The organism is Alcaligenes nematophilus, from assembly GCF_026344155.1.
Lineage (GTDB): Bacteria > Pseudomonadota > Gammaproteobacteria > Burkholderiales > Burkholderiaceae_B > Alcaligenes > Alcaligenes phenolicus.
This window is the reverse complement of record NZ_JAPKMZ010000009.1, coordinates 1-25,533: the sequence shown is the minus strand read 5'-3', so window position 1 is coordinate 25,533 and position 25,533 is coordinate 1. Positions and strand designations below refer to the sequence as shown.

At 57.2% G+C, this 25,533-nt stretch carries 17 protein-coding genes; 10 read left to right on the top strand and 7 right to left on the bottom strand.

Annotation, left to right across the window (positions count from 1 at the left end; translation table 11 throughout):
* Nucleotides 1-79: 79 nt before the first annotated feature.
* The 5 genes from OSH04_RS19080 (at nucleotide 80) to OSH04_RS19060 (ending at nucleotide 10,559) form a co-directional block, all read left to right on the top strand.
* Nucleotides 80-1,282 (top strand): EAL domain-containing protein, encoded by a 1,203-nt coding sequence (locus OSH04_RS19080; protein WP_266109077.1) that lies wholly within the window; start codon nucleotides 80-82, stop codon nucleotides 1,280-1,282.
* The gene (locus OSH04_RS19075) at nucleotides 1,279-8,598 is read left to right on the top strand and encodes a YadA-like family protein (RefSeq protein WP_266109076.1); all 7,320 of its coding nucleotides are present in this window, start codon (nucleotides 1,279-1,281) and stop codon (nucleotides 8,596-8,598) included. The genes OSH04_RS19080 and OSH04_RS19075 overlap by 4 nt, the downstream gene beginning before the upstream one ends.
* A gap of 74 nt (nucleotides 8,599-8,672) precedes the next feature.
* Entirely contained in the window at nucleotides 8,673-9,446 is a 774-nt protein-coding gene (locus tag OSH04_RS19070) for an OmpA family protein (protein WP_266109075.1), read from the top strand.
* A gap of 63 nt (nucleotides 9,447-9,509) precedes the next feature.
* Entirely contained in the window at nucleotides 9,510-10,058 is a 549-nt protein-coding gene (locus OSH04_RS19065; protein WP_035272160.1) for a SecDF P1 head subdomain-containing protein, read from the top strand.
* A gap of 24 nt (nucleotides 10,059-10,082) precedes the next feature.
* Complete coding sequence (locus OSH04_RS19060; RefSeq protein ID WP_035271962.1) at nucleotides 10,083-10,559, top strand: hypothetical protein; 477 nt, start codon at nucleotides 10,083-10,085, stop codon at nucleotides 10,557-10,559.
* A 161-nt stretch (nucleotides 10,560-10,720) separates the two neighbouring features.
* On the opposite strand, the gene OSH04_RS19055 is transcribed toward OSH04_RS19060, so the two are convergent.
* From OSH04_RS19055 to OSH04_RS19045, 3 genes are read right to left on the bottom strand one after another with little or no spacing between them, the layout of a single operon-like run.
* Entirely contained in the window at nucleotides 10,721-12,898 is a 2,178-nt protein-coding gene (locus tag OSH04_RS19055; protein ID WP_035271964.1) for a phosphocholine-specific phospholipase C, read from the bottom strand.
* Nucleotides 12,899-12,919: 21 nt separating this feature from the next.
* A complete protein-coding gene (locus OSH04_RS19050) occupies nucleotides 12,920-13,114 on the bottom strand; it encodes a hypothetical protein (protein WP_035271967.1) in 195 nt (64 codons plus the stop codon).
* 20 nt (nucleotides 13,115-13,134) lie between these two features.
* Complete coding sequence (locus OSH04_RS19045; RefSeq protein ID WP_251197178.1) at nucleotides 13,135-15,213, bottom strand: LamG domain-containing protein; 2,079 nt, start codon at nucleotides 15,211-15,213, stop codon at nucleotides 13,135-13,137.
* 215 nt (nucleotides 15,214-15,428) lie between these two features.
* Between OSH04_RS19045 and OSH04_RS19040 the strand changes: the two genes are divergently transcribed.
* Nucleotides 15,429-15,602, top strand: coding sequence for a hypothetical protein (locus OSH04_RS19040; RefSeq protein ID WP_266109074.1), 174 nt, complete (start codon nucleotides 15,429-15,431; stop codon nucleotides 15,600-15,602).
* A gap of 576 nt (nucleotides 15,603-16,178) precedes the next feature.
* Here the strand turns inward: OSH04_RS19040 and murI are convergent.
* Together murI and OSH04_RS19030 are read right to left on the bottom strand one after the other, a co-directional pair.
* Nucleotides 16,179-17,015, bottom strand: a complete 837-nt coding sequence (murI, locus tag OSH04_RS19035; protein WP_035271969.1) for a glutamate racemase — start codon at nucleotides 17,013-17,015, stop codon at nucleotides 16,179-16,181.
* A gap of 163 nt (nucleotides 17,016-17,178) precedes the next feature.
* Nucleotides 17,179-18,525, bottom strand: a complete 1,347-nt coding sequence (locus tag OSH04_RS19030; protein WP_035271971.1) for an aspartate aminotransferase family protein — start codon at nucleotides 18,523-18,525, stop codon at nucleotides 17,179-17,181.
* 100 nt (nucleotides 18,526-18,625) lie between these two features.
* Between OSH04_RS19030 and OSH04_RS19025 the strand changes: the two genes are divergently transcribed.
* A complete protein-coding gene (locus OSH04_RS19025) occupies nucleotides 18,626-19,549 on the top strand; it encodes a LysR family transcriptional regulator (protein WP_266109073.1) in 924 nt (307 codons plus the stop codon).
* 50 nt (nucleotides 19,550-19,599) lie between these two features.
* On the opposite strand, the gene OSH04_RS19020 is transcribed toward OSH04_RS19025, so the two are convergent.
* Nucleotides 19,600-20,016, bottom strand: a complete 417-nt coding sequence (locus tag OSH04_RS19020; protein WP_035271977.1) for a lipocalin-like domain-containing protein — start codon at nucleotides 20,014-20,016, stop codon at nucleotides 19,600-19,602.
* 116 nt (nucleotides 20,017-20,132) lie between these two features.
* A complete protein-coding gene (locus OSH04_RS19015) occupies nucleotides 20,133-21,560 on the bottom strand; it encodes an aminotransferase-like domain-containing protein (protein WP_035271980.1) in 1,428 nt (475 codons plus the stop codon).
* Nucleotides 21,561-21,793: 233 nt separating this feature from the next.
* Between OSH04_RS19015 and OSH04_RS19010 the strand changes: the two genes are divergently transcribed.
* Genes OSH04_RS19010 through OSH04_RS19000 form a run of 3 tightly spaced genes read left to right on the top strand, consistent with a single transcriptional unit; the run spans nucleotide 21,794 to nucleotide 24,646 of the window.
* On the top strand, nucleotides 21,794-23,446 hold the full coding sequence (locus OSH04_RS19010) for a cbb3-type cytochrome c oxidase subunit I (RefSeq protein WP_266109072.1): 1,653 nt from the start codon (nucleotides 21,794-21,796) through the stop codon (nucleotides 23,444-23,446).
* A 4-nt stretch (nucleotides 23,447-23,450) separates the two neighbouring features.
* Nucleotides 23,451-24,059 carry a cbb3-type cytochrome c oxidase subunit II gene (locus tag OSH04_RS19005; protein WP_035271983.1) on the top strand — a complete coding sequence of 203 codons (609 nt, stop codon included), beginning with the start codon at nucleotides 23,451-23,453 and terminating at the stop codon, nucleotides 24,057-24,059.
* Nucleotides 24,056-24,646, top strand: coding sequence for a c-type cytochrome (locus OSH04_RS19000; protein WP_083053171.1), 591 nt, complete (start codon nucleotides 24,056-24,058; stop codon nucleotides 24,644-24,646). The genes OSH04_RS19005 and OSH04_RS19000 overlap by 4 nt, the downstream gene beginning before the upstream one ends.
* Nucleotides 24,647-25,533 lie beyond the last annotated feature (887 nt).

Sequence of the window (25,533 nt, the reverse complement as noted above, 5' to 3'; positions counted from 1 at the left end):
CCAGTCGCTAGAGTCATTGTCCTGCTGGTTGCAGCAAGTTACTCCTTCAAGCAGCTATTTGCTTTTAGGCTTGCGAAGATTGGCAACGCTTGCCCAGGCCTATGATGCGCGCCTGTTCCAGCAAGCCTTTTTGTCCGCCATTTCGGCGCGCCTGCGTCCCTACGGCATAGCACGCAGCGACATCCTGGTGCTTGATCAAGTGGTGTTGATTGGCTTGACGAATTGTCGTCTGCCCACCCAGTTTGACAAGGACTTGTTTCTGGAACGAGTCAAAGCGGCGCTGTGCTACGAGCCCGTTCGCTGCGGCTCGGACCGTATCCTGGTCAATGTTGTTCCGGCCTGGGTTGAAGCATCGGGCGACCGTCCGGTTTGCCTGTCTCATTTGCAGTCTCTGGCCAGCACTATTGCCTTCTCCGAGCTTGAGCCTCCTGTTTGCGAGCAGACTCGGCGCGACATGGCTCTGGCGACTCGTTTCTTTGCAGATATGCGGGACGAGAAGGTTGCCCTGTCATTTCAGCCTGTGGTCTTTGTGCAGGATCGCGAGCAGGTTCTGTACTACGAAGTGCTGTTGCGCTGGGATGATGCGCAGAACAGTACTGAGCCCGTTTCTTGTGCGCAGGTTGTTCAGGCCATAGAGCGCTTGCATGTGACCGAACGCCTGGATGCCAGCGTTCTGTGGTCGGTGGTACAGGTGCTGGAGCGTTATCCGGACGTTCACCTTGCCTGCAATATTTCCCCCTTGTCTTTGCAGCAGGCGCCGTGGTGGCGCTTGCTGATTGCGGTGCTGCGCGATGCGCCACAGTTGGCCAGTCGGTTGACCCTGGAAATTACCGAAACGGCTTCTGTCTTTGATGAGAAAGCCGCCATTAGCCTGCTGCGCACCTTGCGCGGCCTGGGCTGCAAAGTTGCCATTGATGATATTGGGACGGGATTCAATACCTTGGATCTGGCTCGGCAGATCCGTCCCCAGGTCATAAAAATTGATAAGTCCCTGGTGCATCAGGCACGGGACAGGGACGGCATTGCTGCCCTTCATTCTTGGGTTCATGCCTCGCGTGGCATCAGCCAATACGTCATCGCCGAAGGAATTGAGACTGCCCTGGATTTCCAGTTGAGCGTCGATGCCGGCGTGCACGCCCTCCAAGGCTACTTCATAGAACCTCCCTGCCTACTGCCCCCCTGGGAGGGGGCGGAGCCTTTGTGCGTTCGAGACAGTTTCAACCCTACTCACACACACGTAGCACTCAACACGTATTCCTTAAAGGATCAGGAACAGAGATGAATCACGTCTACAAAACCATCTGGAATGAGCAAACGGGAACATTTGTTGCCGTTTCTGAGCATAAAAAAGCGAAAGGCAAGCGCAGTTCCTCGTGCGTAAAAGGAGGAAAGCGTGCGTCTTTTTCCGCACGCATGGGATGGGGCGCCTTGTTGACAGCAAGCGCATTGGCGATGAGCAATGCCTGGGCCGCGGTCGAGATTCCTGGCGATGGTCAGAACAACCTCATTGACTTCACCAGCCCAGGCGGCACCATCCGGTTTACGGGTGGTGGCAGCATCGTGGGGTTGAGTAGCCTGACGATCTCCGGCGCCTTGAGTGCCGATCAGATTACGGTGGGTGGTGAGTCTGTGGCGACCCAGGCGCAGCTCAATGCTACGTCCGCTGAGGTGCAGACCAATACCGGCAAGATTGATGGGCTGGAAGGGCGGGTCACGAGCAATGAGTCCACTCTGACGGATCATGGGACTCGCATTACGGACAATGAAACGGCCATTACGGGTCATGACACCCGGATTACGGATAATGAAACGGCCATTACGGCCCATGACACCCGAATCTCGGACAATGAAACGGTTATTGCTGATCATGGCAGCCGCATTGGAACGGCTGAAGCAGGGTTAGTGACGATCAACGATCGTCTGACCGCCTTGGGTGTGGATGATACCAATCCTGGTGTGAAGTATTTCCGTGCCAATTCAGAGCAGCCTGATGCAGAGGCGAACGGCGAAGAATCCATTGCAATTGGCCCTGAGTCCAAGGCAGAGGGTGATCGCAGTATCGCTGCAGGGCAGGGCGCTTTGGCCGATGCCCAGAGCGCGATTGCATTGGGTGACGGTGCCAGTGTCGCCAGCGCAGACAGTCGACCCAAACCGGAGGCGGCCATTGCGATTGGCAAGGATAGTCAGAGCAGCGGTCTGGCCAGCGTTGCGGTAGGCCGCGAAGCAGCGGCGAGTGGAAATAATGCGCTTGCCTTGGGTATGCAGGCACAGGCCAGCGGGGCTAACGGGATCGCCTTGGGTCTGGATGCTCAGGCTGATGCAGAAAACAATATCTCTATCGGTAATGGTGCTGGCCGGGCGACTGGCAATCATCTGCCGGGTGATCGTTCGCACAATATAGCCATCGGTCAGGCCAGTGGTCAGAACGTCAAAGGTCAGTTCAATGTGGCGCTAGGTGATGGCACCGGCAATGGCGTGGATGGCAACGAGAACGTGGCACTTGGCCGAGATGCTGGCCAGAATATCATTGGCGATAGCAATGTCAGCCTGGGCAAGAATGCGAATCGGGGGCTGTCATCAAACCGTGCGATCGGTATTGGTGAGGACTCCGGCGCTGAAACAGAAGGCGTGGCGATTGGGTACAAGGCGATTGCCGGTAATACCGGGGTTGCGGTGGGCCGTCAGACAACGGCATTGGGAACGGGTACAGCCATTGGTCCTAATGCACATGCAGACAGCAATTTTGTAGCCCTGGGGTTGAACTCTCATGCCGCGCAAAACGATGTGTCTGGCTTGAGCAAGTTCACCAATAGAGGCTTCAATGGCAGTGCCGTTTCCGTTGGTAGCAGCCAGTCGGGCAGCGAGTTCACACGTCGTATTGTGAACGTGGAAGACGGTGCCAATGATACGGATGCAGTGAACGTGCGCCAGCTGCAATCGGCAGTAGATCAGGTGACGCTGGGCGCGACAGTCGACTATGAAAAGCTGGCCGAGAAGGTCGGTGAGGACTGGGGGCAGCAGATTGCCGACAGCAAGCCTCGTTACTTCAGTGTCAATGATGGTGGTGTGGACAAGGGTAACAAGAATAATAATGGCGCTGCTGCTACTGCTATTGATTCGATTGCCATCGGCCCTGATGCGACTGCCAAGGAAAAGGACTCGGTTGCTATTGGACATATGGCAGGGGCAGAGGGAGCGTCATCTGTTGTGCTGGGACACAACATCAAGGGCTTGGGGCTGAATTCCACGACTATCGGTAACTCCCAATCTGAAGCGCGGGACGAGAGCGGCGTGGCAATTGGTACGCACGTTGTCAGCCGTGACAAGAACTCCATTGTCATTGGCCGGGATTCTTACACAGATCGTCAGGCAAACGGTCCCTCGGTCGAGAACTCGATTGTGATCGGTACAGAATCCAGTTCCACAGCCGTGGAAGGGATTGTGATCGGTAAAAATTCGGTGGTGAATGCGGCTCGCGGTATCGCTCAGGGTAGCAACGCGACGGCAACGGCTAATGACGCCATGGCGTTTGGTACTCGGTCACAGGCAACAGCCGGTAACTCCCAAGCCAGCGGTACGGATGCCAAAGCCTTTGCGGCGCGCGGTATTGCAATGGGTACTAACGCTCGCTCCGGCCAATCTAATCCTGATGTCGAAAATCAGGACAAGAACCGCGATTCGATTGCGCTGGGAACGGACTCCATTGCCCAGTTCAATAGCAGCATCGCGGTAGGTCGTGAAGCTCAGGCCACCGCTGATTATTCACTGGCACAGGGCAAGGGCGCTCATGCCTTTGGCGAGGCATCGATTGCACAAGGCCGTGACGCTTGGGCTCTTGAGCGGCAGGCGATCGCGCTGGGTGACGGTTCCCGCAGCACGGCCGACCGTGCCGTCGCTATTGGTCAGGGCGCACGTGCAGGCAATGCGCGTTCGGTAGCGCTGGGCGATGGTGCAGAGACAGCAGGCGCGGTTGGCACCTCGAATGCCTCTTTGAACGGGCTGAACTACGGTAACTTTGCCGGGGATCGTCCTGTTGCTACCGTCAGCGTGGGTACGGAGCAGGAAAAACGTACAGTGACGAATGTGGCCGCAGGCCGGATCAGCGCGAGCAGCACGGATGCGATCAATGGCAGCCAGTTGTATGCCACGAATTCGGTGCTGGGCAATGTAGCCAACACCACGAAAAACATCCTGGGTGGCAATGCCACACTGGCCCCCAACGGCACGCTGAGCATGAGCAATATCGGTGATACCGGTGAAAACACGGTGCACGATGCGATCAAATACGCTGCTCAGGGCTGGCATGTGAGCGCCAATGGCGCCGCCACGGAGAACGTGAAACCTGGTGGCTCGGTAGACTTTAGCAATGACGATGGCAACATCACCGTCACGCGCACGGGCACCGATCTGGCTTTCAACCTGGCTGATGATTTGACCATCGGCAACAGCATTACGGTGGGCGACACCATCGTCAATGGCGATAGTGTCACGACCACGAACCTGACTGTTGAGGGTGCCACCCGCTTGGGCGACAACTTCGAGGTCAACAACGCGGGCGATGTTATCTACAAGGGTAGCGAAGTAGCGACCCAGACCGATGGCTTGAGTTTTGCGGGTAACACCGGCGGCACCATTGCCAAGGCGCTGGGCGATGACACACCGCTGACCATTTCGGGTGAACTGGCCGAAGGCGCAGAGTCCACGGGTGCGAACTTGCGTGTCGATAGTGACGGCAACAAGTTGAACCTGGTGATGGCTCAAAACCTGACAGACATCAACAGCATCACCATCAATAACGGTGGTCCGGTGATCAACGGTGACGGCATCAATATGAACGGTAAGAAGATCACCAATCTGGCCGAGGGTACGGATGATACCGATGCGGTGAACGTGTCGCAGTTGAAAAAGGTTTCAGACGTCGCTAATGCAGGCTGGAACATCAGTGCTAACGGTGCTGCAGCTGAGAACGTGAAGCCCGGTGGTTCGGTGGACTTCAGCAACAGTGATGACAACATCGTCATCTCGCGTGATGGCACCGATCTGGCCTTCAACCTGGCCGATGATCTGACCGTAGGCAACAGCATTACCGTGGGCGATACGGTGATCAACGGTGATAGCGTCACGGTAGGTGACACGATCGTTAATGGCGACAGCGTCACGACCAACAATCTGACTGTTACGGGTGAAACTCGCCTGGGCGACAACTTTGTAGTCAACAATGACGGCGACGTTATCTACAAGGGCGGCGAGATCGCCAACCTGAATGATGGCTTGAGCTTTGCGGGCAACACCGGCAGCACTATTGCCAAGACGCTGAGTGACGACACACCGTTGACCATCTCCGGCGAACTGGCCGAGGGCGCAGAGTCCACGGGTGCCAACCTGCGCGTCGATAGCGACGGCAACAAGTTGAACCTGGTCATGGCTCAGGATCTGACCGATATCAACAGCATCGCCATTAATAACGGTGGTCCGGTGATCAACGGTGACGGCATTAATATGGGTGGCAAGAAGATCACCAATCTGGCCGAGGGTACGGATGATACCGATGCGGTGAACGTGTCGCAGTTGAAAGAGGTTTCAGACGTCGCTAATGCAGGCTGGAACATCAGTGCTAACGGTGCTGCAGCTGAGAACGTGAAGCCCGGTGGTTCGGTGGACTTCAGCAACAGTGATGACAACATCGTCATCTCGCGTGATGGCACGGATCTGGCCTTCAATCTGGCCGATGATCTGACCGTAGGCAACAGCATTACCGTGGGCGATACGGTGATCAACGGTGATAGCGTCACGGTAGGTGACACGATCGTTAATGGCGACAGCGTCACGACCAACAATCTGACTGTTACGGGTGAAACTCGCCTAGGCGACAACTTTGTAGTCAACAACGACGGCGACGTTATCTACAAGGGCGGCGAAGTCGCGACCCAAAATGATGGTCTGAGTTTCGCAGGCAACACCGGCAGCACCATTGCCAAAACTTTGGGTGAGAACACACCGCTGACCATCTCCGGCGAACTGGCCGAGGGCGCGGAGTCCACGGGTGCCAACCTGCGCGTCGATAGTGACGGCAACAAGCTGAACCTGGTCATGGCCAAGGATCTGACGGACCTGAACAGCATCACCATTAATAACGGTGGTCCGGTGATCAATGGTGCCGGCATCAATATGAACGGCAAGAAGATCACCAATCTGGCCAAAGGCACAGACGACACCGATGCGGTGAACGTGTCGCAGTTGAAGGATGTTGAAGAGGTTGCTAACGCAGGCTGGAACATCAGTGCCAATGGTGGTGCAGCTGAAAACGTGAAACCCGGTGCTTCGGTGGACTTCAGCAACAGTGATGACAACATCGTTATCTCGCGTGATGGCACGGATCTGGCTTTCAACCTGGCTGATGATCTGACTGTGGGTAATAGCATCACTGTAGGCGATACCGTGATCAGCGGTGACAGCGTCACGGTAGGTGACACGATCGTTAATGGCGACAGCGTCACGACCAACAATCTGACTGTTACGGGCGCAACCCAGCTGGGTGACAACTTTGTTGTCCAAAGCGGTGGTGATGTTATCTACAAGGGCAGCGAGATCGCCACCCAGGCTGATGGCTTGAGCTTTTCGGGCAACACCGGCAGCACCATTGCCAAAACGCTGGGCGATAACACGCCATTGACCATTTCAGGTGAGTTGGCCGAGGGCGCAGAGTCCACGGGTGAGAACCTGCGTGTTGATAGCGACGGCAACAAGCTGAACCTGGTCATGGCTAAGGATCTGACGGATCTGAACAGCATCATCATCAATAACGGTGGACCGGTGATTAACGGTGCCGGCATCAATATGAACGGCAAGAAGATCACCAATCTTGCCGAAGGTACGGATGACACCGATGCGGTGAACGTATCGCAGCTGAAAGAAGTTTCAGAGGTTGCCAACGCAGGCTGGAATATCAGCGCTAATGGTGGTGCTACTGAAAACGTGAAGCCTGGCGCCTCGGTGGACTTCAGTAACACGGACGGCAACATCAACATTTCGCGTGATGGCACGGACCTGGCCTTCAACCTGAACAAGGATATTGATCTGGGCGCAGACGGTAGCCTGAAGACAGGAAACACGGTCGTGAACAACGACGGTCTGACCGTGGATGATGGGGCAGGTAACAAGACCTCCACGACTGCGGCAGGCACCACGGTCAGCAATGCCGCCGGTGACACGACTACCGTAGGCGCAGGTTCGATCACGGTGGCCGATGCAGCCGGTAACAGCACGGCTATCGGCAGCACGCAGGTTGTGGTGGGCGGAGCAAACCCGGTCACGATCAATGGTGATACTGGCCGAATCGGCGGACTGACCAATCTGACTTGGGATCCGGACAACTACACCAGCGGTCAGGCGGCGACCGAAGATCAGCTCAAGCAAGTCAATGACGTTGCCAGCGCTGGCTGGAATGTGACTGATGCGGATGGCAATAGCGCCAATATTGGCCCGAACGGCCAGGTTGCCTTTGTCGGTGATAAGAATGTCACAGTTGAGCAGACTGGCACCGATGATTCCGGACAGGTTGAAGTCAAGCTGAACAAGGACATTGATCTGGGAGCAGATGGCAGCCTGAAGACCGGCGATACCGTCATCAACAACGCAGGGGTTGCGGTAGGAAACGACGTACACCTGGGTAACACCGGCCTGACCATCAATAATGGCCCGAGCATCACCCTGGCTGGCATCAACGCAGGTGATATGCGCATCACCAATGTTGCCGCCGGTCGCAATCCGACGGATGCCGTCAATTATGGTCAGCTCCAGCCTATCGAGTCCTTCATTGGTCTGGATGGAAACGGCTCGTTTGCCTACAACGGTGGCCAGCATTCCTCCTTGAAAGATGTTCTGGACAGCATGCACTGGAATGTTGAAGCACCGACTGATGGCAAGGAAGGCGGCAATACCGGTGGTTCCAACGGCAATGGTTCCGGCTCCACAGGTGGTGGCAATAATGGCTCCGGTGACGGCACGCCTATCCACAATGGCAACACGGTCGGCTTTGTTGAAGGGGACAACATCGTTATCTCCAAGACGGACCGGGTCAATGATGCAGGCCAGACCGTTGGCGCTGATATCAAGGTGTCGGTGTCCCAGGATCTGAAGGTCAATTCCATTACGGCAGTGAATGTTCAGGCCGATGAAATTCAGATCAATAACGGTGGTCCGATCATCAACGAGAACGGCATCAATATGTCCGGCAAGCACATCACCAATGTGGCGGCGGGCGTGAATGACACCGATGCGGTCAACGTAAGCCAGTTGAATCAGGTGGCGGGCAATCTGCAAGGTCAGATCAACAATATTCGCCACGATATCAATCGTCTGGATAACCGCTTAAGTGCAGGTGTGGCGGCCGCGATGGCAACAGCGTCTCTGCCTCAGGCTTACTTGCCGGGCAAGCACATGATGTCCATGGCCGGCGGTACCTGGCGTGGAGAGTCCGGTATGGCCATTGGTTTCTCCGGTATTACCGATAACGGTAAGTGGGTTTACAAGCTCTCGGGCAATACCACTTCGCGCGGTGATTACGGTGGTGCCGTGGGTATTGGTTATCAATGGTAAGTCGGCCCTGACTCTATGGTGCATCGGCGCATTGGCGCCGATGCACAGCACACACTTTTGAAGGAATTCAGATCATGAAGAAAAATTGGTTTGGGGCTGCTTTGCTGGGCAGTCTGGTGCTTGCTGGTTGCGGAACCTTGAGTCAGGTGGACTCGGAGGGCCACACGGAAAACCCGGTGTTTCCGGAAGTGGATAAAGCGACTTTTCACACGGGCTCTTACCCGAATATCGACAATCTGCGTCAGGTCCGGGAAGGCGTGACTCGCGATCAGCTGTATGACCTGCTGGGTCGTCCGCACTTTGCCGAAGGCTTCAAGGTTCGCGAGTGGGATTACCTGTTCCACTTCAACACGGCACAGGGCATCAAGACTTGTCAGTTCAAGGTGCTGTTTGATCAGGACAAGCTGGGTCGCAGCTTTTACTGGAAGCCTGGTGAGTGTGCTTCTGTTCTGGATGCGGCGCCGAAAACCACAACCATTCAGCCATTTTCGCTTTCCGGGGACGTGGCCTTTGCGTTTGGCAGTGCGACCTTGACCAGCGCCGGTCTGAGCACGATTCGTGATATTGCCGGCCAGCTCAAGCAAATGTCCGACATCGAACGGGTGACGGTTTCCGGCCATACAGATCGGATTGGAAGTGCGGCATCGAATCAGCGCTTGTCGCAACAACGTGCCCAGACGGTACGACAGGCCTTGTCCGCCCAGGGCATTCCAGCCGCCGCAATTGTGACGCAAGGCTTTGGTCAGGACCGCCCCCTTGTGCAGTGTGATCAGCCCAATCGCAGTGATTTGATTGCCTGCCTGGCACCGAATCGTCGGGTCGATATCGAAGTTCAAGGCCAACGTTAAGTTGGATGCGGCAACCAGGCACGCACCCGTCTTGGCCGGGTGTGTGCCGTGATCGAGAAAACAATGAATATTCTGCACAAATTAGCGGTGTTGATTCTGGCTGGTGGCCTGGCTGCTTGTCAGCAAACCATGCCTCGTCATATTTCCGAACCTGTAGATCCAGCACCGCCTGTCATGCAAGGCGCGGGTGGTTCGACCAATGCCAGCACGGCGGCACCGACGGCCTCACGTGCCCAAGCTCAAACTGTTATTACCCTGCATTTGGCGCAAGAGAAAGCAGAAGCGCCCTTGGTGGCCGTGGATGTGGGGGGGACCTCGCTGTATGCGCTGCCCCAGCCTGTTTTGACGCAATCCGATCTGCACCGCGTTACGCCAGTAACCACTCAGGATCAAGGTACGTTTTTGCTACTGGAGATGAACCAGAACGGCATTAGCAAACTGCGCAGTGTCACGGCTCAGGCACGAGGGCATTATCTGCTCTTGAGTGTGCAGGGGCAGTTGGTCAGTGTGGCTCGTATCAGTGAAACGATTTCTGATGGGCGTTTGCTGATCGGAACCCAGAACGCCCAGCATACACAGGCCATTATTAAATTGATGCAGGGTGGTCGGTGATAACAGGACTGCGTATCGCGCCCTATGTATGATTTTGATGTGGTTTTTCTCCTGATTGCACAGCCTGCATCATCGCGTGTGGGCGATATGCTGGCCCTGCATGATTATTTGGCCGGCTCCGGGGTGTGCACGACGGTAGCAACCAGTCCTACAGACCTTGCCACTTTCGGAAAGCGCTTGCGCATTCTGATTATTGACGGGGAGGGCGAGAGCGCGTTTGATGTGTACGCCGTTATTTCCGCGATGCGGCAGCTGGATAATGTTGGCATTCTGTTTTTGGCCGATGAGTCCCCCTTGTCCAGTGAGCGTGCTATGTATGCAGGGGCTGACGTTTGCTTGCCTGCCCGTACTGCTTACTCTGCTGTTTTGCGCGCGGTTGTGGAGTTGGGCAGCGCCCGGATACCGGTCCAGGTCAAAGAGGAAAGAGTGGCGACGAAAAGAAAGCGGCAACGTAGAAGGCATTACATTGGCTTGAATCTACGGTCGCGCTTTTCCCGCTAAGCTTGCTGGGTCAGCGGGCTTTCAGATCCCGTTTGACATCACTCACAATCAATAAAAAAAAGCCCCGATGCCAAGCAAAGGCATCGGGGCAAAACGTGTGCGTGGTGCGCACGCACACATAGTCAGACGATAGAGAACTATAGATGCACAGCGTTTAAGTCTTACAGGTAAGCCGGAATGCCCAGAGCCGGATCGCTGACACCGTGCTCGCCAAACTCCACGCGGCCAGCGAAACGACGGTAGTAGCTTGGGTCGCTGTTGCTGCGCACCACAAAGTCGTACCAGTGACCGCTGGATTTCAGAACCCAGGATTGCTTGGCTTGCTTGCCTGGTTCCACGGTGACTTCCCATGGGCCGTCTTCGCGGTATGCCATGGACTGGATGGTGAAGGTGCAGGCAGACTGGCCGCCGTTCATCATTTCCAGATAGATGTCGCCCTTGGTCACTTCGTAGCAAACGCGAATTTCTGGACGGGCGGCTTCGGGCTGGCTCAATACGCTGACATCACCACGGAAGTGGCGGTGGAAACCATTCGGGCCCAGTACCCACAGGTCGTAGTGCCCCAGATTATTTGCCTGTACGTCCCACACATCGTCCAGAATCTGGTCGGGAGCGACCATGTAGCGGCGCGGGATACGGTCCAGGTTCAGCTTGTCGTAGACGTGGAAAACAGCGGCGGCCTTACCTGTGTTGGAGAACAGCAGTTGTACGCCTTTTTCACTGTCGCAACGGGCGCTGACGTGCAGTTCGTAAGGCAGGGCACGCGATGGACGCACACCGGTTTGCTGTACGGGAATACGCTGGTTGTCCACGGGCTGAGGCACTTGGGACAAGCGCTCTTGTGCGCTGCGGATGGAGTCGGCTTCCTGACGGCTGCGACGGCCGTTCAAGGTAGGCAGCGGCTCGTCGTTCGGGCTGGCAAAGTTGAAGGCCGAAGTCAGGTCGCCACACACGGCACGGCGGTAGGGGCTGATATTGGGCTCCATCACACCGAAGCGTTCTTCCATGAAGCGGATGACGGATGTGTGATCAAACACTTGCGAGTTCACCCAACCGCCACGGCTCCAGGGGGAGATCACGTACATGGGCACGCGCACGCCGGGGCCAAAGACCTTGCCGTCACGGGGGGGCTGGCCCAACAGACCTTTGGGGCTGGGGTAGTTGTAGTATTCGAACGCGATTTCGTCTTCGCTCAAGGACGTTTTGCCTGCGGGCTTGCCGGTGACCGGATCAATGGATGGCGCGGAGGGCGAAGGCACGTGGTCAAAGAAGCCGTCGTTCTCGTCAAAGTTGACCAGCAGTACGGTCTTGCTCCAGACCTCGGGGTTGGCTGTCAGAGCATCCAGCAGTTCCTGGGTGTACCAGGCACCTTGCACCGGGCTTGATGGGCCTGGGTGTTCGGAGTAATTGGCGGGCGCCACCACCCAGGAGATCTGGGGCAGATTGCCTTCTTCTACATCTTTACGCAGCTGGCCAAAGAAACCGCCATCGGGCATGGTGTTAGCGATGCCTTTGTACAGCGGATTACCGATATTGTCCGAGGGTTCGTAGGGTGGGTGAGTCAGCGGGTGACCGGACTTCTCGTTGGCACGACGGTATTGCTTGAAACCTGCCAAGGAGTTGTCGGTGAAGTTGTCAGGCAGGTTCTGGTACACCTTCCAACTGATGCCGGCTTCTTCCAGACGCTCGGGGTAAGTTTTCCACTCGTAACCCAGTAGCGAGGGGCCCAGGCTGTCCCAGGCGTTGTTCACCGTACATTCGCCGCTGCCCGAGGGCCCATTGGTACCGGTCCACAAGAACATGCGGTTCGAGTTCGTGCCCGTGTGCATGGAACAATGGTAGGCATCGCACAGGGTGAAAGCATTGGCCATGGCGAACTGGAAGGGCACTTCGGCTTCGCGATAAAAGCCCATGGAGTGGCGGTTCTTGTGCTTGGGCCAGAAAGCCATGCGGCCGTGGTCCCAGGCCGCCTGGCCGTCCGACCAGGAATGCGGGGTGCCGTTGACGCGCTGGGCATTCCCTTTGGTGCTGTCCAGGTGATAAGGCATCACGGTTTCGGTCGAGCTGACATTTTGCTGCCAGACGTTGCGGCCATTGGGCAGTGGAATGGTGAAGCGGTCACCAAAACCACGTACGCCTTTCAGGGTGCCGAAGTAATGATCAAAGGAGCGGTTCTCTTGCATCAGAACCACAATGTGCTCTACGTCCTTGATGGTGCCCGTCTTGTTATTGGCCGGGATGGCGAGCGCCTTGCGGATGCTGGGAGGAAAGGCGGCCAGAGAGCCGGCTGCCAGGCTGGCACCCGTCATGTTGCGTAGGAATGTGCGGCGTGAAGTCATTGTGCTTAATCTCTTAATCAATCAAGGGGCGCATTTGAGTTGCGGCGCAGGTTCTGGAGTGGGCTTGCCCGGTTCGGTCGGTCCTTCCGGCGAGCCGGTGTCATCCGAGCCGCTACCGCCGCCGCTGCCGCAGGCAGCCAGCAGCCCGCAGAACATCAGCAAGACAGATGCGCGTTTGAGGCGCTCGAAGGTAAGTGAGGTGTTCTTGGGAGTCATGAAAAGTCCTTGCGTGGCGATCAGGGTTGGAGGCTGGACAAAGGTTGGCGAGATTCATAGATGCTGGTCAGCTCGTCCGTGCTCAGGGCACGATCCCAGATGGCCAGCTCGCCAAAGTCCATGTTGATGTCGCTGCGTCCCCAGCGTTTGTAGTACTGGCCGGTAACGTCTTCGTTCAAGCCCAGTTCACCCGTGCCAGTGCCGCCCAGGGCCTGGATCGTGCGGGCTTCCAGGGCTACGGAGCTAAATTGCGCCCCTTTCTTGGGGTCGAATACGTGGCCCAGCATCCGGCCATCTGTCTTGTCGATCACGACGGCAACATAAGCCCACTCGTTGGGTGTGACGTTGTAGCCTTGGCTTTCATTACGGCCACCGCCGTAGCCGGTGTTAAAGCGGATATCGCAGCCACCGGAGTTGAACAGGCCCAGTGCAAAACCGGCGGTGTTGCCCGAGTCGTAGTTCTTGTTGGCCATGATGGAAGCGCCGTAACCCTGGCAGTTGTCGGGGGTGCGGAACCAGAAGCCGATGGTCATTTTGGGCACGCTGCTCAGGGAGAACAGGTCGCGGCTCATGGCCAGGCGGTAGCCTCGGTTGCCATTGGCATCAACATTGCTGCCCAGGATGCGCAGGCCGCCTTTGGCGGTGCTGGGGTCCAGGAAGTCGGCGGCAATCAGTTGGCCGGCGGGCACGGATGGGGTGGAGGTTTGCAGGCTGCTGCCACCCTTGCTGTCGGTAAAAGGCTGGGCGTTGAAGGTGTAGTAGCTTTGCAGGCCGTTTTTCAGGGTGTCAGCCAGTTTGGGTGGGGGCTTGTAACCTACTTCTGCTTTCAGGGCGGACGCTGCCTTGCCTGTCTGGATCGAGTAATAGAGCGAGTAGATCTGCTCGGTGTCCGAGGTGGGCATTGGGTCGGAGTACTGGGTTGTGCCGGCAGGCAGGGTAGCGATCAGCTTGCCGTCGCGCATGACCTGGATTTCCTGCGAGGCGTCACCATCCAGTACCCATTTCAGGTCCACCATGTTCTTGTCGGCGGGTTTGCTGAAGGACACGTTGCGCACACGAGTTTCAGCTTGCAGTGGTGAGCCACGGAAGCGGTACTGTTCGCTTTGGATGCCCAGGTGGGACAGCACGGTGGGGGCAATGTCGATGACAGCCGCCAGGGTGTTCATGTCTGTGGTGCTGGTGATGGGGCTGTCAGCCGCTGGCAGGGAGGCCAGTGTCTTGTTGGTGGCGATGAAGCTGGTCTTGTTGCGGTTGAATTGCGAGCCGGTGGTGCCGCCAAATTCGTCCAGTCCATAGCTGGTGGTCAGGATGACCAGCCAGTCTTCCGACGCGTCTGCCTGCTTGCGTTTTTCGATCAGGGCAAACAGTTTGTCCACGGAGGCCAGCGAGGCTTGCACGGCTTGCTGGTAGGCCTGGCCACCCAGGCCACCCTGGGATGCGGCACGGGCGGGAGCCTGGATTTGGGCCAGGATCAGGGATTTGCCTTGCTGCAGGTATTTTTCGGTTTGCTCGCTGACACAGCTGTCGGAATCGGTGCAGTTGGCCGCTTCGACGATGCGTCCGGCCTGCAGGTCTTCACCCAGCAGCTTGCGGTAGTCGGCGGCGCTCAGGGCCATGGCGGCCTGGGGCTGCTTGTCAGCCAGGGCTAGCAGGGTGGGGGCGCTCAGTGTGGGAGCGGCAGTGCCTACGCCACGCAGGCCGTGCTGGTCTGCCCAAACGCCGGTGATCAGGGAGGCCCAGCCAGGGACGGGCAGGGTGCGCTGTTCGCTGCTGGTGCCGACATAGCCGCCGGTTTGTGCGGGGGCGATGGTCAGTGATTTCAGGGCGGGGTGCTGGCCGGCCTGACGGGCTTGCAGCAAGGCTTCGTAGCTCAAACCGTCGATGGTGACGATCAGTGCTTTTTTGCCACCCAGGGCCTGGGGTTTGTCGCCCGGTTCAACGGTAGGGGGTTCCGGGTCCACGCCAGGACTGGTGGAGCCATCATTGCCGCCGGAGCCACCACTACAAGCACTTAGCAGCAGGGCCATGGACAGAGTAAGCCCGGCTTGCTGCATGCGCTGCAATGCCGGGGACTTGGGAAGACGGGGAGAGAAGGTCATACAGCCACTCGTGTAGAAAAGTGAAAAGAGAGGCCAGACTGGGCGTGGGGGTGGGCTGCTCAGTTGGCATCGGATCAGGACTGCGGGCAGTGTAGGAAGGGCGTATGACTGCCCTGTGAACGGATCAGCAAATCCGCCGATGATTGGATTGTGTTTTATGTGAAGGGTCGGGCGGGGGTGGGAGCAGGGGGGCTCAAGGGCTGTCTGGCTGCGGCTTGGCAGGCATATGGCGGCTTGATGGATGGTTTGTTACGGTGGCGTGGTTTGGCGGGGTTTTAGGCGTTTTTTTATGCTTTAGGCTCAAAGTTGTTGTTGTTGTTGTTGTTGTTGTTGTTGTTGTTGTTGTTGTTGTTGTTGTTGTTGTTGTTGTTGTTGTTGTTGTTTGCTGAGCTTGAAGGTGGAGCAGGCTTGGGGGCGTTGGTTGCTGCAGAGTGGGGGGCAGAGCACTCTTCGTAGGCCGCTACTCGGGGTGCTGGCACAGGGGCGCGGGGCGGACCACTTGCCGACGCTGCGCGTCGGTCCCCTTGGCAGAGTGACAATCGGGGCGCAGCCTGAACTCGCCCGGTGGTTTGTCCCCCGGACAAACCACAAGCGTCGGGCTCAAGCAGCAGGCTGCTTGCATCCCCGATCGTCACTCCGCCTGCGGCAAGTGGTCTGACTCGCCCCGCGCCCCTGTGCCAGCACCCCGAGCAGCTCTCAATGGCTTCAAGAGTGAGGTCTGGAGTCTTTGTTTGGGTGGGTTGCTGGTTTGAGTTGCGATGGGGCAGGCTTGTTGTTCGGGCTGACTTTAAAACCGTCCGGGGGGAGGGGCGTCATGTCATCACGTCAGTTCGAACGCTGAGTCGAGTCGAGTGGAGAGGGTGAATGGGGGGCGGTGGACCGCTAAAGCTAGTGGTCAATTAGCTGGAGCAGCCAATTCAAGCTGCTCTTATTGAACATGGCGAGAGATTGAGTAGAGGCCGTTTTTACAGCACGTTTAGCGAATGTATGGGGAATGCCAGCATGGTGGGTTCGCTCAGTCCTGTCAGGGCTTGGATGACTTTTTGGGCTTGGTCCACGGGGGCGCTGCTGATGAAGGCGCTGTTGCCTGCTTGGGCTTGTGTGTTCAGGCAGTTGGCCTGCTCCAGGCGACGGTGCACTTGGGCGGCGACGGCAAAGGACGGTTCCAGTATATGGAAGCGCGAGCCGCTGATGGCTTCGATTGTGGGACGCAGAAAGGGGTAGTGTGTGCAGCCCAGGACCAGGGTATCGGCCTGGCTTTGCAGGGCGGGGGCCAATCGTTCTTTGAGTTCTGCTTCGATTTCCGGGCCTGACAGTTGCAGGGCCTCGACCCGGTCGGCTAGCCCTGGACAGGGAATGCGTATGACTTCCACATCGCTGGCATAGCGGTCAATCAGGCTTTGCAGGCCGCTGCTGTCCAGGGTGCGGCTGGTGGCCATCAGGGCGACGCTACGGCTACGGCTCAAGGTGGCAGCGGGTTTGATGGCGGGTTCGATGGCGATGATGGGGATGGAAAGCCTGGAGCGCAGGGCGGGGGCGGCTACCAGTGTGGCGGTGTTGCAGGCGATGACCAGCGCCTTGCAGCCCTGGTCTACCAGCAATTGAGTCATTTGCAGGGTACGCTCCACAATCCATTCGGGGGATCGGTCTCCGTAGGGAGCGTATTGGGAATCGGCCAGGTAGAGCAGATGCTCGTTGGGCAGGGATTGGCGCAGGGCACGCCAGATGGACAATCCACCCACGCCCGAATCAAACACGCCAATAGGGGCTTGTGCAAAAACGGCGGGGCGGGATGGACTCATGGCGCTGAACGATGCTTGTGGGGCAAAAATCCTATTATGGCGCTTTTGTCGTGTTTGGAGCAGAGGCTACAGCCTGGTTTACAGCGGCTGTCTCCTTTAGGCCCTGTTCCAGGTCTTGGTTGGTGTGTGGGGCGGTCTTTCCATGACCGCCCTGTTGCTGCGTTCAAGCCAGGTTCTTCAGGACGCCTCCCACCGCATCGAAGAGCGAGTTGAGTTGCTCGGGGGTAGAGGTAAAGGTGGGGCCAAATTGCAGAGTGTCGCCACCAAAGCGTACGTAAAAGCCCTGTTTCCACAGTTGTAGTCCCGCTTCAAAGGGGCGGATGGCGGGGTCGCCATTACGTGGGGCGAGCTGAATGGCACCCGCCAGGCCGCAGTTGCGGATGTCGATGACATTCGGGCTGTCGCGCAGCTGGTGCAGGGCTTGTTCAAAATGCGGAGCCAGTTCAGCGGAGCGTTGCAGCAGATTGTCCTGTTCCAGCAACTCCAGGGCAGCCAGTCCAGCGGCGCAGGCGACGGGGTGGGCAGAGTAAGTGTGCCCGTGGCTGAATTCCACAGCGTGCAGTGGCAAGTCCTGGCCCATGAAGGTTTGGTAGATTTCCTTGCTGGCAACGACCGCGCCCATGGGGATGGCACCGTTGGTCAATTGCTTGGCCATGGTCATGATGTCGGGGGTGACGCCAAAGTATTCGGCCCCGGTATAGGTTCCCAGGCGGCCCAGGCCGGTGATGACTTCATCAAAGACCAGCAGAATGTTGTGCTGGTCGCAAATCTGGCGCAGGCGTTGCAGGTAGCCGGTAGGTGGCACCAGTACGCCTGCCGATCCGGAGACGGGTTCGACAAACACGGCGGCGATGGTGCTGGCGTCGTGCAATTCGATCAGTTTCAGCAGTTCGTCGGCCAGGGCAAGGCCCCCTGTTTCGGGCTGGCCGCGCGTGAAGGCGCAGTCTGCTTGCAGTACGTGGGGCAGGTGGTCGGCATCCATCAGTTGCCCGAACATCTTGCGATTACCGCCTATGCCTCCCAGGCTGGTGCCGGCCACGTTCACGCCGTGGTAGCCACGAGCACGGCCAATCAAACGAGTCTTGGTCGCCTGGCCTTTGATGCGCCAGTAGGCCCGCACCATCTTGACGACCGTGTCGGTACATTCAGAGCCGGAGTTGGTAAAGAAAACGTGATCCAGTCCCTCGGGGGTGTATTGCGTCAGTTTGTCGGCCAACTGAAAAGCAGCGGGGTGTCCAAACTGAAAGGCGGGAGAGTAGTCCAGTTGCCCGAGTTGACGATGCACGGCGGCCTGGATTTCATGGCGAGCATGTCCGGCACCACAAGTCCAAAGCCCGGACAGGCTGTCAAAAATCTGGCGGCCATCCTGATCGTACAGCCAGTTGCCTTCGGCTTTGACCACCAGGCGCGGGTCCTGCTGGAAGTGTCGGTTCGCGGTAAAGGGCATCCAGTGGGACTGGAGATTGAGTTCACTGGCAATCTGCTGTGGCGCAAAGTAGGGTGAGTTCATGGTGGTCTCCTCAAGGCGGTGAATACCCCCAGTGTAGGCAGCTAAGTTGTTGAGTAAAATACGTTTTTATTCAACTTCACTTATTGTTTTACTCACCTATATGCAACTCAAAGGACTCTTGCAGGTTTCCGATTTTGATTTGCGTCTGCTGCGTGTGTTCAGAACAGTAGCGCAAGTGGGTAGCTTTTCAGCCGCGGAAGGCGTGCTGGGCATTACACGTTCGGCCATTAGCTTGCATATGAGCGATCTGGAAAAACGTTTGGGTGGAATCCGGCTTTGTCAGCGTGGCCGGGCGGGTTTTGCTCTGACGGAAGAAGGGCGACAGGTATTGCGGGCCAGTGAAACCTTGATGGCGGCGGTGGAGAATTTCCGCAGTGAGGTGAACCAGCTGCATTCCAGTTTGCGGGGGGACTTGAATATAGGCTTGATGAATAGCCTGATCTCGCAGCCTCATATGCACATCACCTCGGCCTTGCGTGCCTTGCGCCAAAGCAGTGAGGCGGTGCGCGTCCATATCAGCATGAGTACGCCGGGTGAGATTGAGCGTGGTTTACTGGATGGCCGCTTGCATATGGGCGTGCTGCCTGAAACTAATGCCTTGAGCGGGCTGGAATATCGCACGCTTTATGCCGAACCTTATTTTCTGTATTGCTCCTGGGAGCATCCTTTGTTTGCCGCGGTGCAAAAAGGGACAGTGTCTCAGGAAGCCTTGCGCCGGGCTGCGGCTATTGCGCCTGCTTATCGCATGAGCCCGGAGGCGATCGGACAACACCAGGATCTGAATTGTGTTGCCACGGCCAGTGATCGGGAAGGGATCGCCTTTTTGATTTTGACGGGGGAGTACATCGGTTTCTTGCCCGAGCACGTGGCGGCTCGCTGGGTAGAGAAGGTCCAGATGATTGCGGTGGACCCGCAGCAGCGTCAGTTCACGATTCCCTTGTCCTTGGCCATGCGTAAGGACAGGCGTGCACACGCGATTGTGGATTATTTTCTGGGCCTGCTCGATAACGAGGCTCAAAACTGAGGCGGCCAGCAAGGGCTGGCCGCTAGTGAGGGAGCGTCTGCTTGGCCTGGTCAGGCTCGGTGCCACAACAAGGTGCCCACTCCCAATTTGCCGGCGACTACCACGGGGTCACGGGTGATCAGTTCCAGAGCGCCTTGCGTAAAGCGCGCCAGTCGTGGCTGGGGAACCCCTACCCAATCGGGGTACAGGGACATATCAACAAAGTGGGTAACGCACTGGGTGGCCTCATCCACTTCAAACGTCCCAGCGTAGGCCAGATACGTATCCAATAGCGATTGACAGCTGTCTTGTACCGTTCGGGTGCTGCTGCCCAGTTGTGCCCCTACATAACCTGTTTCTGTATAGATCAGCTGACCGATGGGATTAGGCCCCAGTCCGGGATAGCTGGGCGAGCCATCTTCCGGGACAAAATCAAAGGACACCAATTGCCAGACACCGATCAGCTTGCTACGTAAGGTATGGGCCATCAAAAACTCCTGAATAGACAGTGTTGTTGCGTTATGTAACTGAGTCATCATGCTGTCTTTTCGTTTGTTATTCAATGACTTGCCTATTCTTATTTTCTATCGCCAGGCCCTACGCTTCATGACTTTTTAAGTGGCAATGGTCGGCATAAATTACCCAGTATTTCCAGTGCGTGATCGCTGTGTTCTGTCCATGGATGGCCAAAGTTAAGACGCAGGCAATGGCTGTAATTTTGGGTAGTTGAAAAGATGGAGCCTGGTGCCAGACTGATGCCTTGTGACAGGGCCAGGCGATGCAGCTCCAAGGTCTGCACACTTTTTTCCAGCTCTACCCACAGGAAGTAGCCGCCCTCGGGGCGGGTGGCCCGAGTCCCTGCGGGGAAGTAGCGTCCCAAGGCTTTGGAGAACTGCGCATACTGGCTTTTTAGTTGAGTGCGTAAACGGCGCAGGTGTTGCTCGTACGCACCTTTTTCCAGGTAGCTGGCCAGGGCCAATTGGGTGGGCACGGGAGACGTCAGGGTAGTAGTCAACTTGGCCTGGGCGACTTCACGTATATAGCGTCCCGGCACAGCCCAGCCGATGCGATAGCCGGGTGCCAGGGTTTTGGAAAAAGAGGAGCAGTGCATCACCAGTCCTTGACGGTCAAAGGCTTTGGCGGGGCGGGGGCGCTCCGTGTCGAAGTACAGTTCGCCGTAAACATCGTCCTCGATCAAGGGGATTTCATAGCGGGCCAGCAGCTCGACCAATTGGGCTTTTTTCGCATCGGGCATCAGGCTGCCTAGCGGGTTCTGGAAGTTGGTCATCAGCCAGCAGGCTTTGGGGGCGTGATGCTTGATCGCGTGTTCCAGCGCTTCCAGATCAATGCCTTCACGCGGGTGGGTGGGCACTTCCAGTGCTTGCAGCTTCATGCGTTCCAGCGATTGCAGCGCGGCATAAAAGGTGGGCGATTCCACCAGCACGATGTCACCCGGTTGAGTTACCGCTGCAAGACATAGGTTCAGCGCTTCCAGGGCTCCGTTGGTAATCACAATATCGTTGGCATTGATGGCCATGCCTTGAGCCAGATAGCGCAAGGCAATCTGGCGACGCAGGGGAGCGTGGCCTTGGGTCAGATCGTCCACGCTGGCCCAGGGATCTTGCTGTTTCAGACTGGCAGACAAGAAGCGGCCCAAGCGTTCCAGAGGAAAGAGCACAGGGCTGGGGAAAGCGGAGCCTAAAGGCGCTACGGAGCGCTCTGAACTGGATTGCAGGATCGCCATGATCAGGTCGCTATTGTTGACGCTGGTCGCTTGCAGCGGTGGCTGGGAGGCCGTGTCCGCTTCCAAGGTATGAGGCGCCAGGCTGGAGCAGACGTAGTAGCCCGAACGAGGGCGCGCCTTGATCAAGCCTTGTGCTTCCAGGCGGTAATAGGCCTGGAAAATCGTCGAGGCACTGATCTTGTGCTTATCCATCAATTGACGCACAGAGGGCATGCGCTCGCCTGCGGCAACTGTGCCGTCAAGAATGGCCTGGGCCAGTTCCTTGGCCAGCGTCTCGTACAGTTTCATGTCCTTCTGTGCTCCATCTGATACGGTAATTTCAATAAATGTGGTTTTTTTATTATCTGATGGGTATGTCTTCAAGCACAAGCAAACGGCAATTTGCGGGGCTTTCAGGACAACTGATAGGGTTTTTTAAGCTTTAACTGATTCTTGGAATGCTCTGTGCCGACAGGTAGCCTTGCCGGGTGTTTTCGTCCGTGCCCGTGTGGGCTGCGGGCCTATCTAATCAGAGGAATACCATGAACCCGACGGCGCTTTTGCTTGCCGCATTCATCCTGTCGATTGCCGGGCTTTTTGCCTTTATCTGGTCCTTGCGCAAGGGCCTGTTCGATGCTGACGTCAGTGGTGCGCGCACTATTTTTCACAAGGGCGAAATCGGCCAGCCCGAAGAACCCTCGGCCGATGCTGCCCAACGGCAGGCGCTAAGCCTGGCGGCGGCCGACCATATTGCAGAGAACCATGGTCAGCAAACCAGCGCGTTTGAAATGGCGGCGCGTGAACAGGCCGACCGTTCCAGTTCCATGCCTGCGTTTTTACTGATTGTCTGTGCGGTGGTTTGGCTGGTGGTGGCCTCGTTTGCGGGTCTGATCAGCTCCTTGAAACTGCACTGGCCCGAGTTCCTGGGTGACGTTTCCTGGTTAAGCTTTGGCCGTCTGCGCACGATTCACCTGAACGGCGTGGCATATGGCTGGGCACCCATGGGCTTGTTGGGGCTAACGATCTGGATGTTGCCGCGCTTGCTGCAAACCCCTTTGTTGGGTGGCCGTTTGGTGATGGTAGGCGGTCTGGTCTGGAATGCTGCGCTGGTGGCGGGGATTGGTGCTTTGGCCATTGGCTTGAATGCGGGTTTGGAGTGGTTGGAAATCCCCTGGCAAATCGGTGTGCTGTTCGCCTTTGGCGGCATGATGATCGGTATGCCGCTGGCCTTGATGCTCTCGCAACGCAAGGTCAAGCACTTGTACGTGTCGGTGTGGTACATCGGCGCGGCGCTGTTCTGGTTCCCCATCCTGTATTTGGTCGCCAAAGTTCCTGGCGTGCACTTCGGGGTGGAGCAAGCCACCATGAACTGGTGGTTCGGGCATAACGTGTTGGGCCTGTTCTATACCCCCATGTCGATTGCCGCTATTTACTACTTCCTGCCCAAAGTCATTGGACGCCCTGTGCGCTCCTACAACTTGTCGCTGCTGGGCTTCTGGACGCTGGCCTTTTTCTACGGACAGGTGGGTGCGCACCATTTGATTGGTGGTCCTATTCCTGAATGGCTGATTACCTTGTCCATCGTGCAAAGCGTGATGATGGTGATTCCGGTGCTGGCCTTCTCGGCTAACCAGCATTTGACGTTGAAGGGGCATTTCAGTGCGCTGCGTCACTCGCCCGTTCTGCGTTTTATTGTCTTTGGCGCCATGATGTACACCGTCGCGTCCTTGCAAGGTTCTGCTGAGGCCTTGCGTTCGCTGAACTCCATTACACACTTCACGCACTTCACGGTGGCTCATGCTCATCTGGGTATGTACGGCTTTGTGACCATGGTGATTTTCGGCGGAGTGTACTTTGCCTTGCCTCGCATTCTGAACACGGCCTGGCCCCGGCCTGCCTTGATCTCCTGGCACTTCTGGCTGGTGGTGGCTGGCTTTGCCGTGTACATGATCACGCTCAGCATTGGTGGCGTGCTGCAAGGTTTGGCCTTGCTGGATCCAGCCCGTGGTTTTATGGAATCGGTGGCAGTCACCATGCCCTGGTTGCAAGGCCGTTCTATTGGCGGCGCCATGATGACGCTGGGCCATCTGGTCTTCGCCCTGCACGTATTGCTGATGATTGTGAAGTCGGGTGCGTTTGCCTTGACCGAGTCCCGCTCGGTTGCAGTGCGCCGTACCGCTGAGCTGGAGGTTTAAGGTCATGGAAAACGAACTGAAGTTGATCATCGGGTCCATGGTGACCTTGTCCTTGGCAACGGCCGCCATGATTGTGGTGCCTTTTTTGCAGTTGAAGGATGAGCCTGCTCCTGAAGGTTTGTCGCCTTATACCAGTCAGGAAGTGCGGGGTCGGGCGGTGTATCGGGGCAATGGCTGCATTACTTGTCACACGCAGCAGCCCAGTACAACGGGCGCGGGTGTAGCGGATGCCAGCCGTGGCTGGGGGCGTGCTTCGGTCGCCGGGGATTATCACTACGACGACCCACCTTTGCTGGGCACCATGCGTACCGGGCCGGATCTGTTCAATATTGGTGTGCGTCAGCCTAGTCAGGATTGGCATTTGGGGCACTTGTACGATCCGCGCGCTTACTCGCCGGGCAGCAATATGCCTCCCTATCGTTTCTTGTTTGAAGCCAAGAACCCGGATCAGGTGCAGCCTGACGAGCGCGTCGTGAGTCTGCCGCCGGGTGTGGCACCGGAGGGCAAGGTGGTGGTAGCCCGTCCGGAGGCCTTGGATCTGGTGGTGTATTTGCAGTCACTCAAGCATGTGTATCCGATCTTGAGTGCTGATGTGGTGGGGAGTGAGGAATGAACCGGCCTGTTCAAAGTCGTCAAAGCGAGAATGCTGATCCCCACGAGCAGTACAACCCGATTCCGCGCATAGTGATTCTGGTGATTTTGGCCTTGCTGGCCTGGGCGGTGTATTACATCGTCTCGGCTCAGCCCAACAGCTCTCCGCGTTTGGGGGATCAGCGTCCTTTGGCGGTTCTGGCTCCTGCGCCTGGCAGTGCATCTGCGGATGGCAAGCAGCTATATGCCAATGCCTGTGTGGCATGTCATCAGGCGACGGGGCAAGGTTTGCCAGGGGTGTTCCCGCCTTTGGCGGATTCAGAGTGGGTGAAGGGTGACCCCAAGGTACTGGCGCAATTGGTGCTGCACGGGGTTACGGGGGCTATCACGGTGAAAGGCCAGGAATATCAGGGGGCGATGCCTGCATTTGCAGAGCAGTTTAGTGATGCGGAGCTGGCGGCTGTGTTGAGCTTTATTCGCCATGAGTGGGGGAATGAGGAGGATGCCATTACCCCCGAGTTTGTTGCCGAGGAGCGGGCTGCCAGTGGGGATCGTAGTCAGCCTTGGCAAGGGGAGAAGGAACTGTTGGAGTGGATTGCGGCGCATTGAGGTGGCTGCGATGAGTTCTTCTGGAATTAATAATTAGAAGCACGTTTTGAAACGGTAGCACGCCGGGAACAGGCCCCCGGCTTTTGAACCGATATCTCGCCCGACCCCAGGGTTGGAGATATCGGTTTTTTTTTGTTGGGTGTCTCGGTGTGGGGACGCCGCTTGGGGGCCGGGTCCAGGGGGGCGGGCTTGACTACTTGCCGATGCTGCGCATCGGTACCCTTGTCGATTCTGATATCCGGGCGCCCTGTGAACTCGCCCGGTGATTGGTCCCCCGGACCAATCACAAGCGTCGGGCTCAAACAGCACAGGGCTTGCATCCCGGATATCAGAACTGCCTGCGGCAAGCAGTCTGAATCGCCCGCCCCCCTGGACCCGGCCCCCAAGCGGCTCACAACGGAGAAATATAGAAAAACCGATTTTGGACGGGGGAAAGTGCTGGTTGTAGAGGGGACGGGGGCTGTGTGCCGTTTCTAGGCTTGGCGCTTGGTAGGCTGGGTCTGTTGTCGGCCAAGTTGTTGAGATGGATTGAAGAGGCACTGCGGTTGATCGCAGTGAGGCTAGTTGAAAAAGCCCAAAAGTAAACATTACTGATGATCAACGTGCTTGCAGTACTCACACACTGATGATTGGCATCAATCTGTAGCGAGAACTTGTAAACCAGGGGCTTTTAGAGGGGGCTTTGAGGGTTGCTGCTTAAAAATGGAGATCCAGGCATTGGATCTGTGTATGCAGAACTTGGATCTTGGAAGCAAACCGACTTGAATCGTGGAAATGCATCACTGTGAACCACTTGGGTCCCTCTGCCGGGATTGGGCGGATCAGAGTACTTGCCGCGGGCAGGAGATAGCGTAGGGGTGCAAGCATCCTGCTGTTTGAGCCGGACG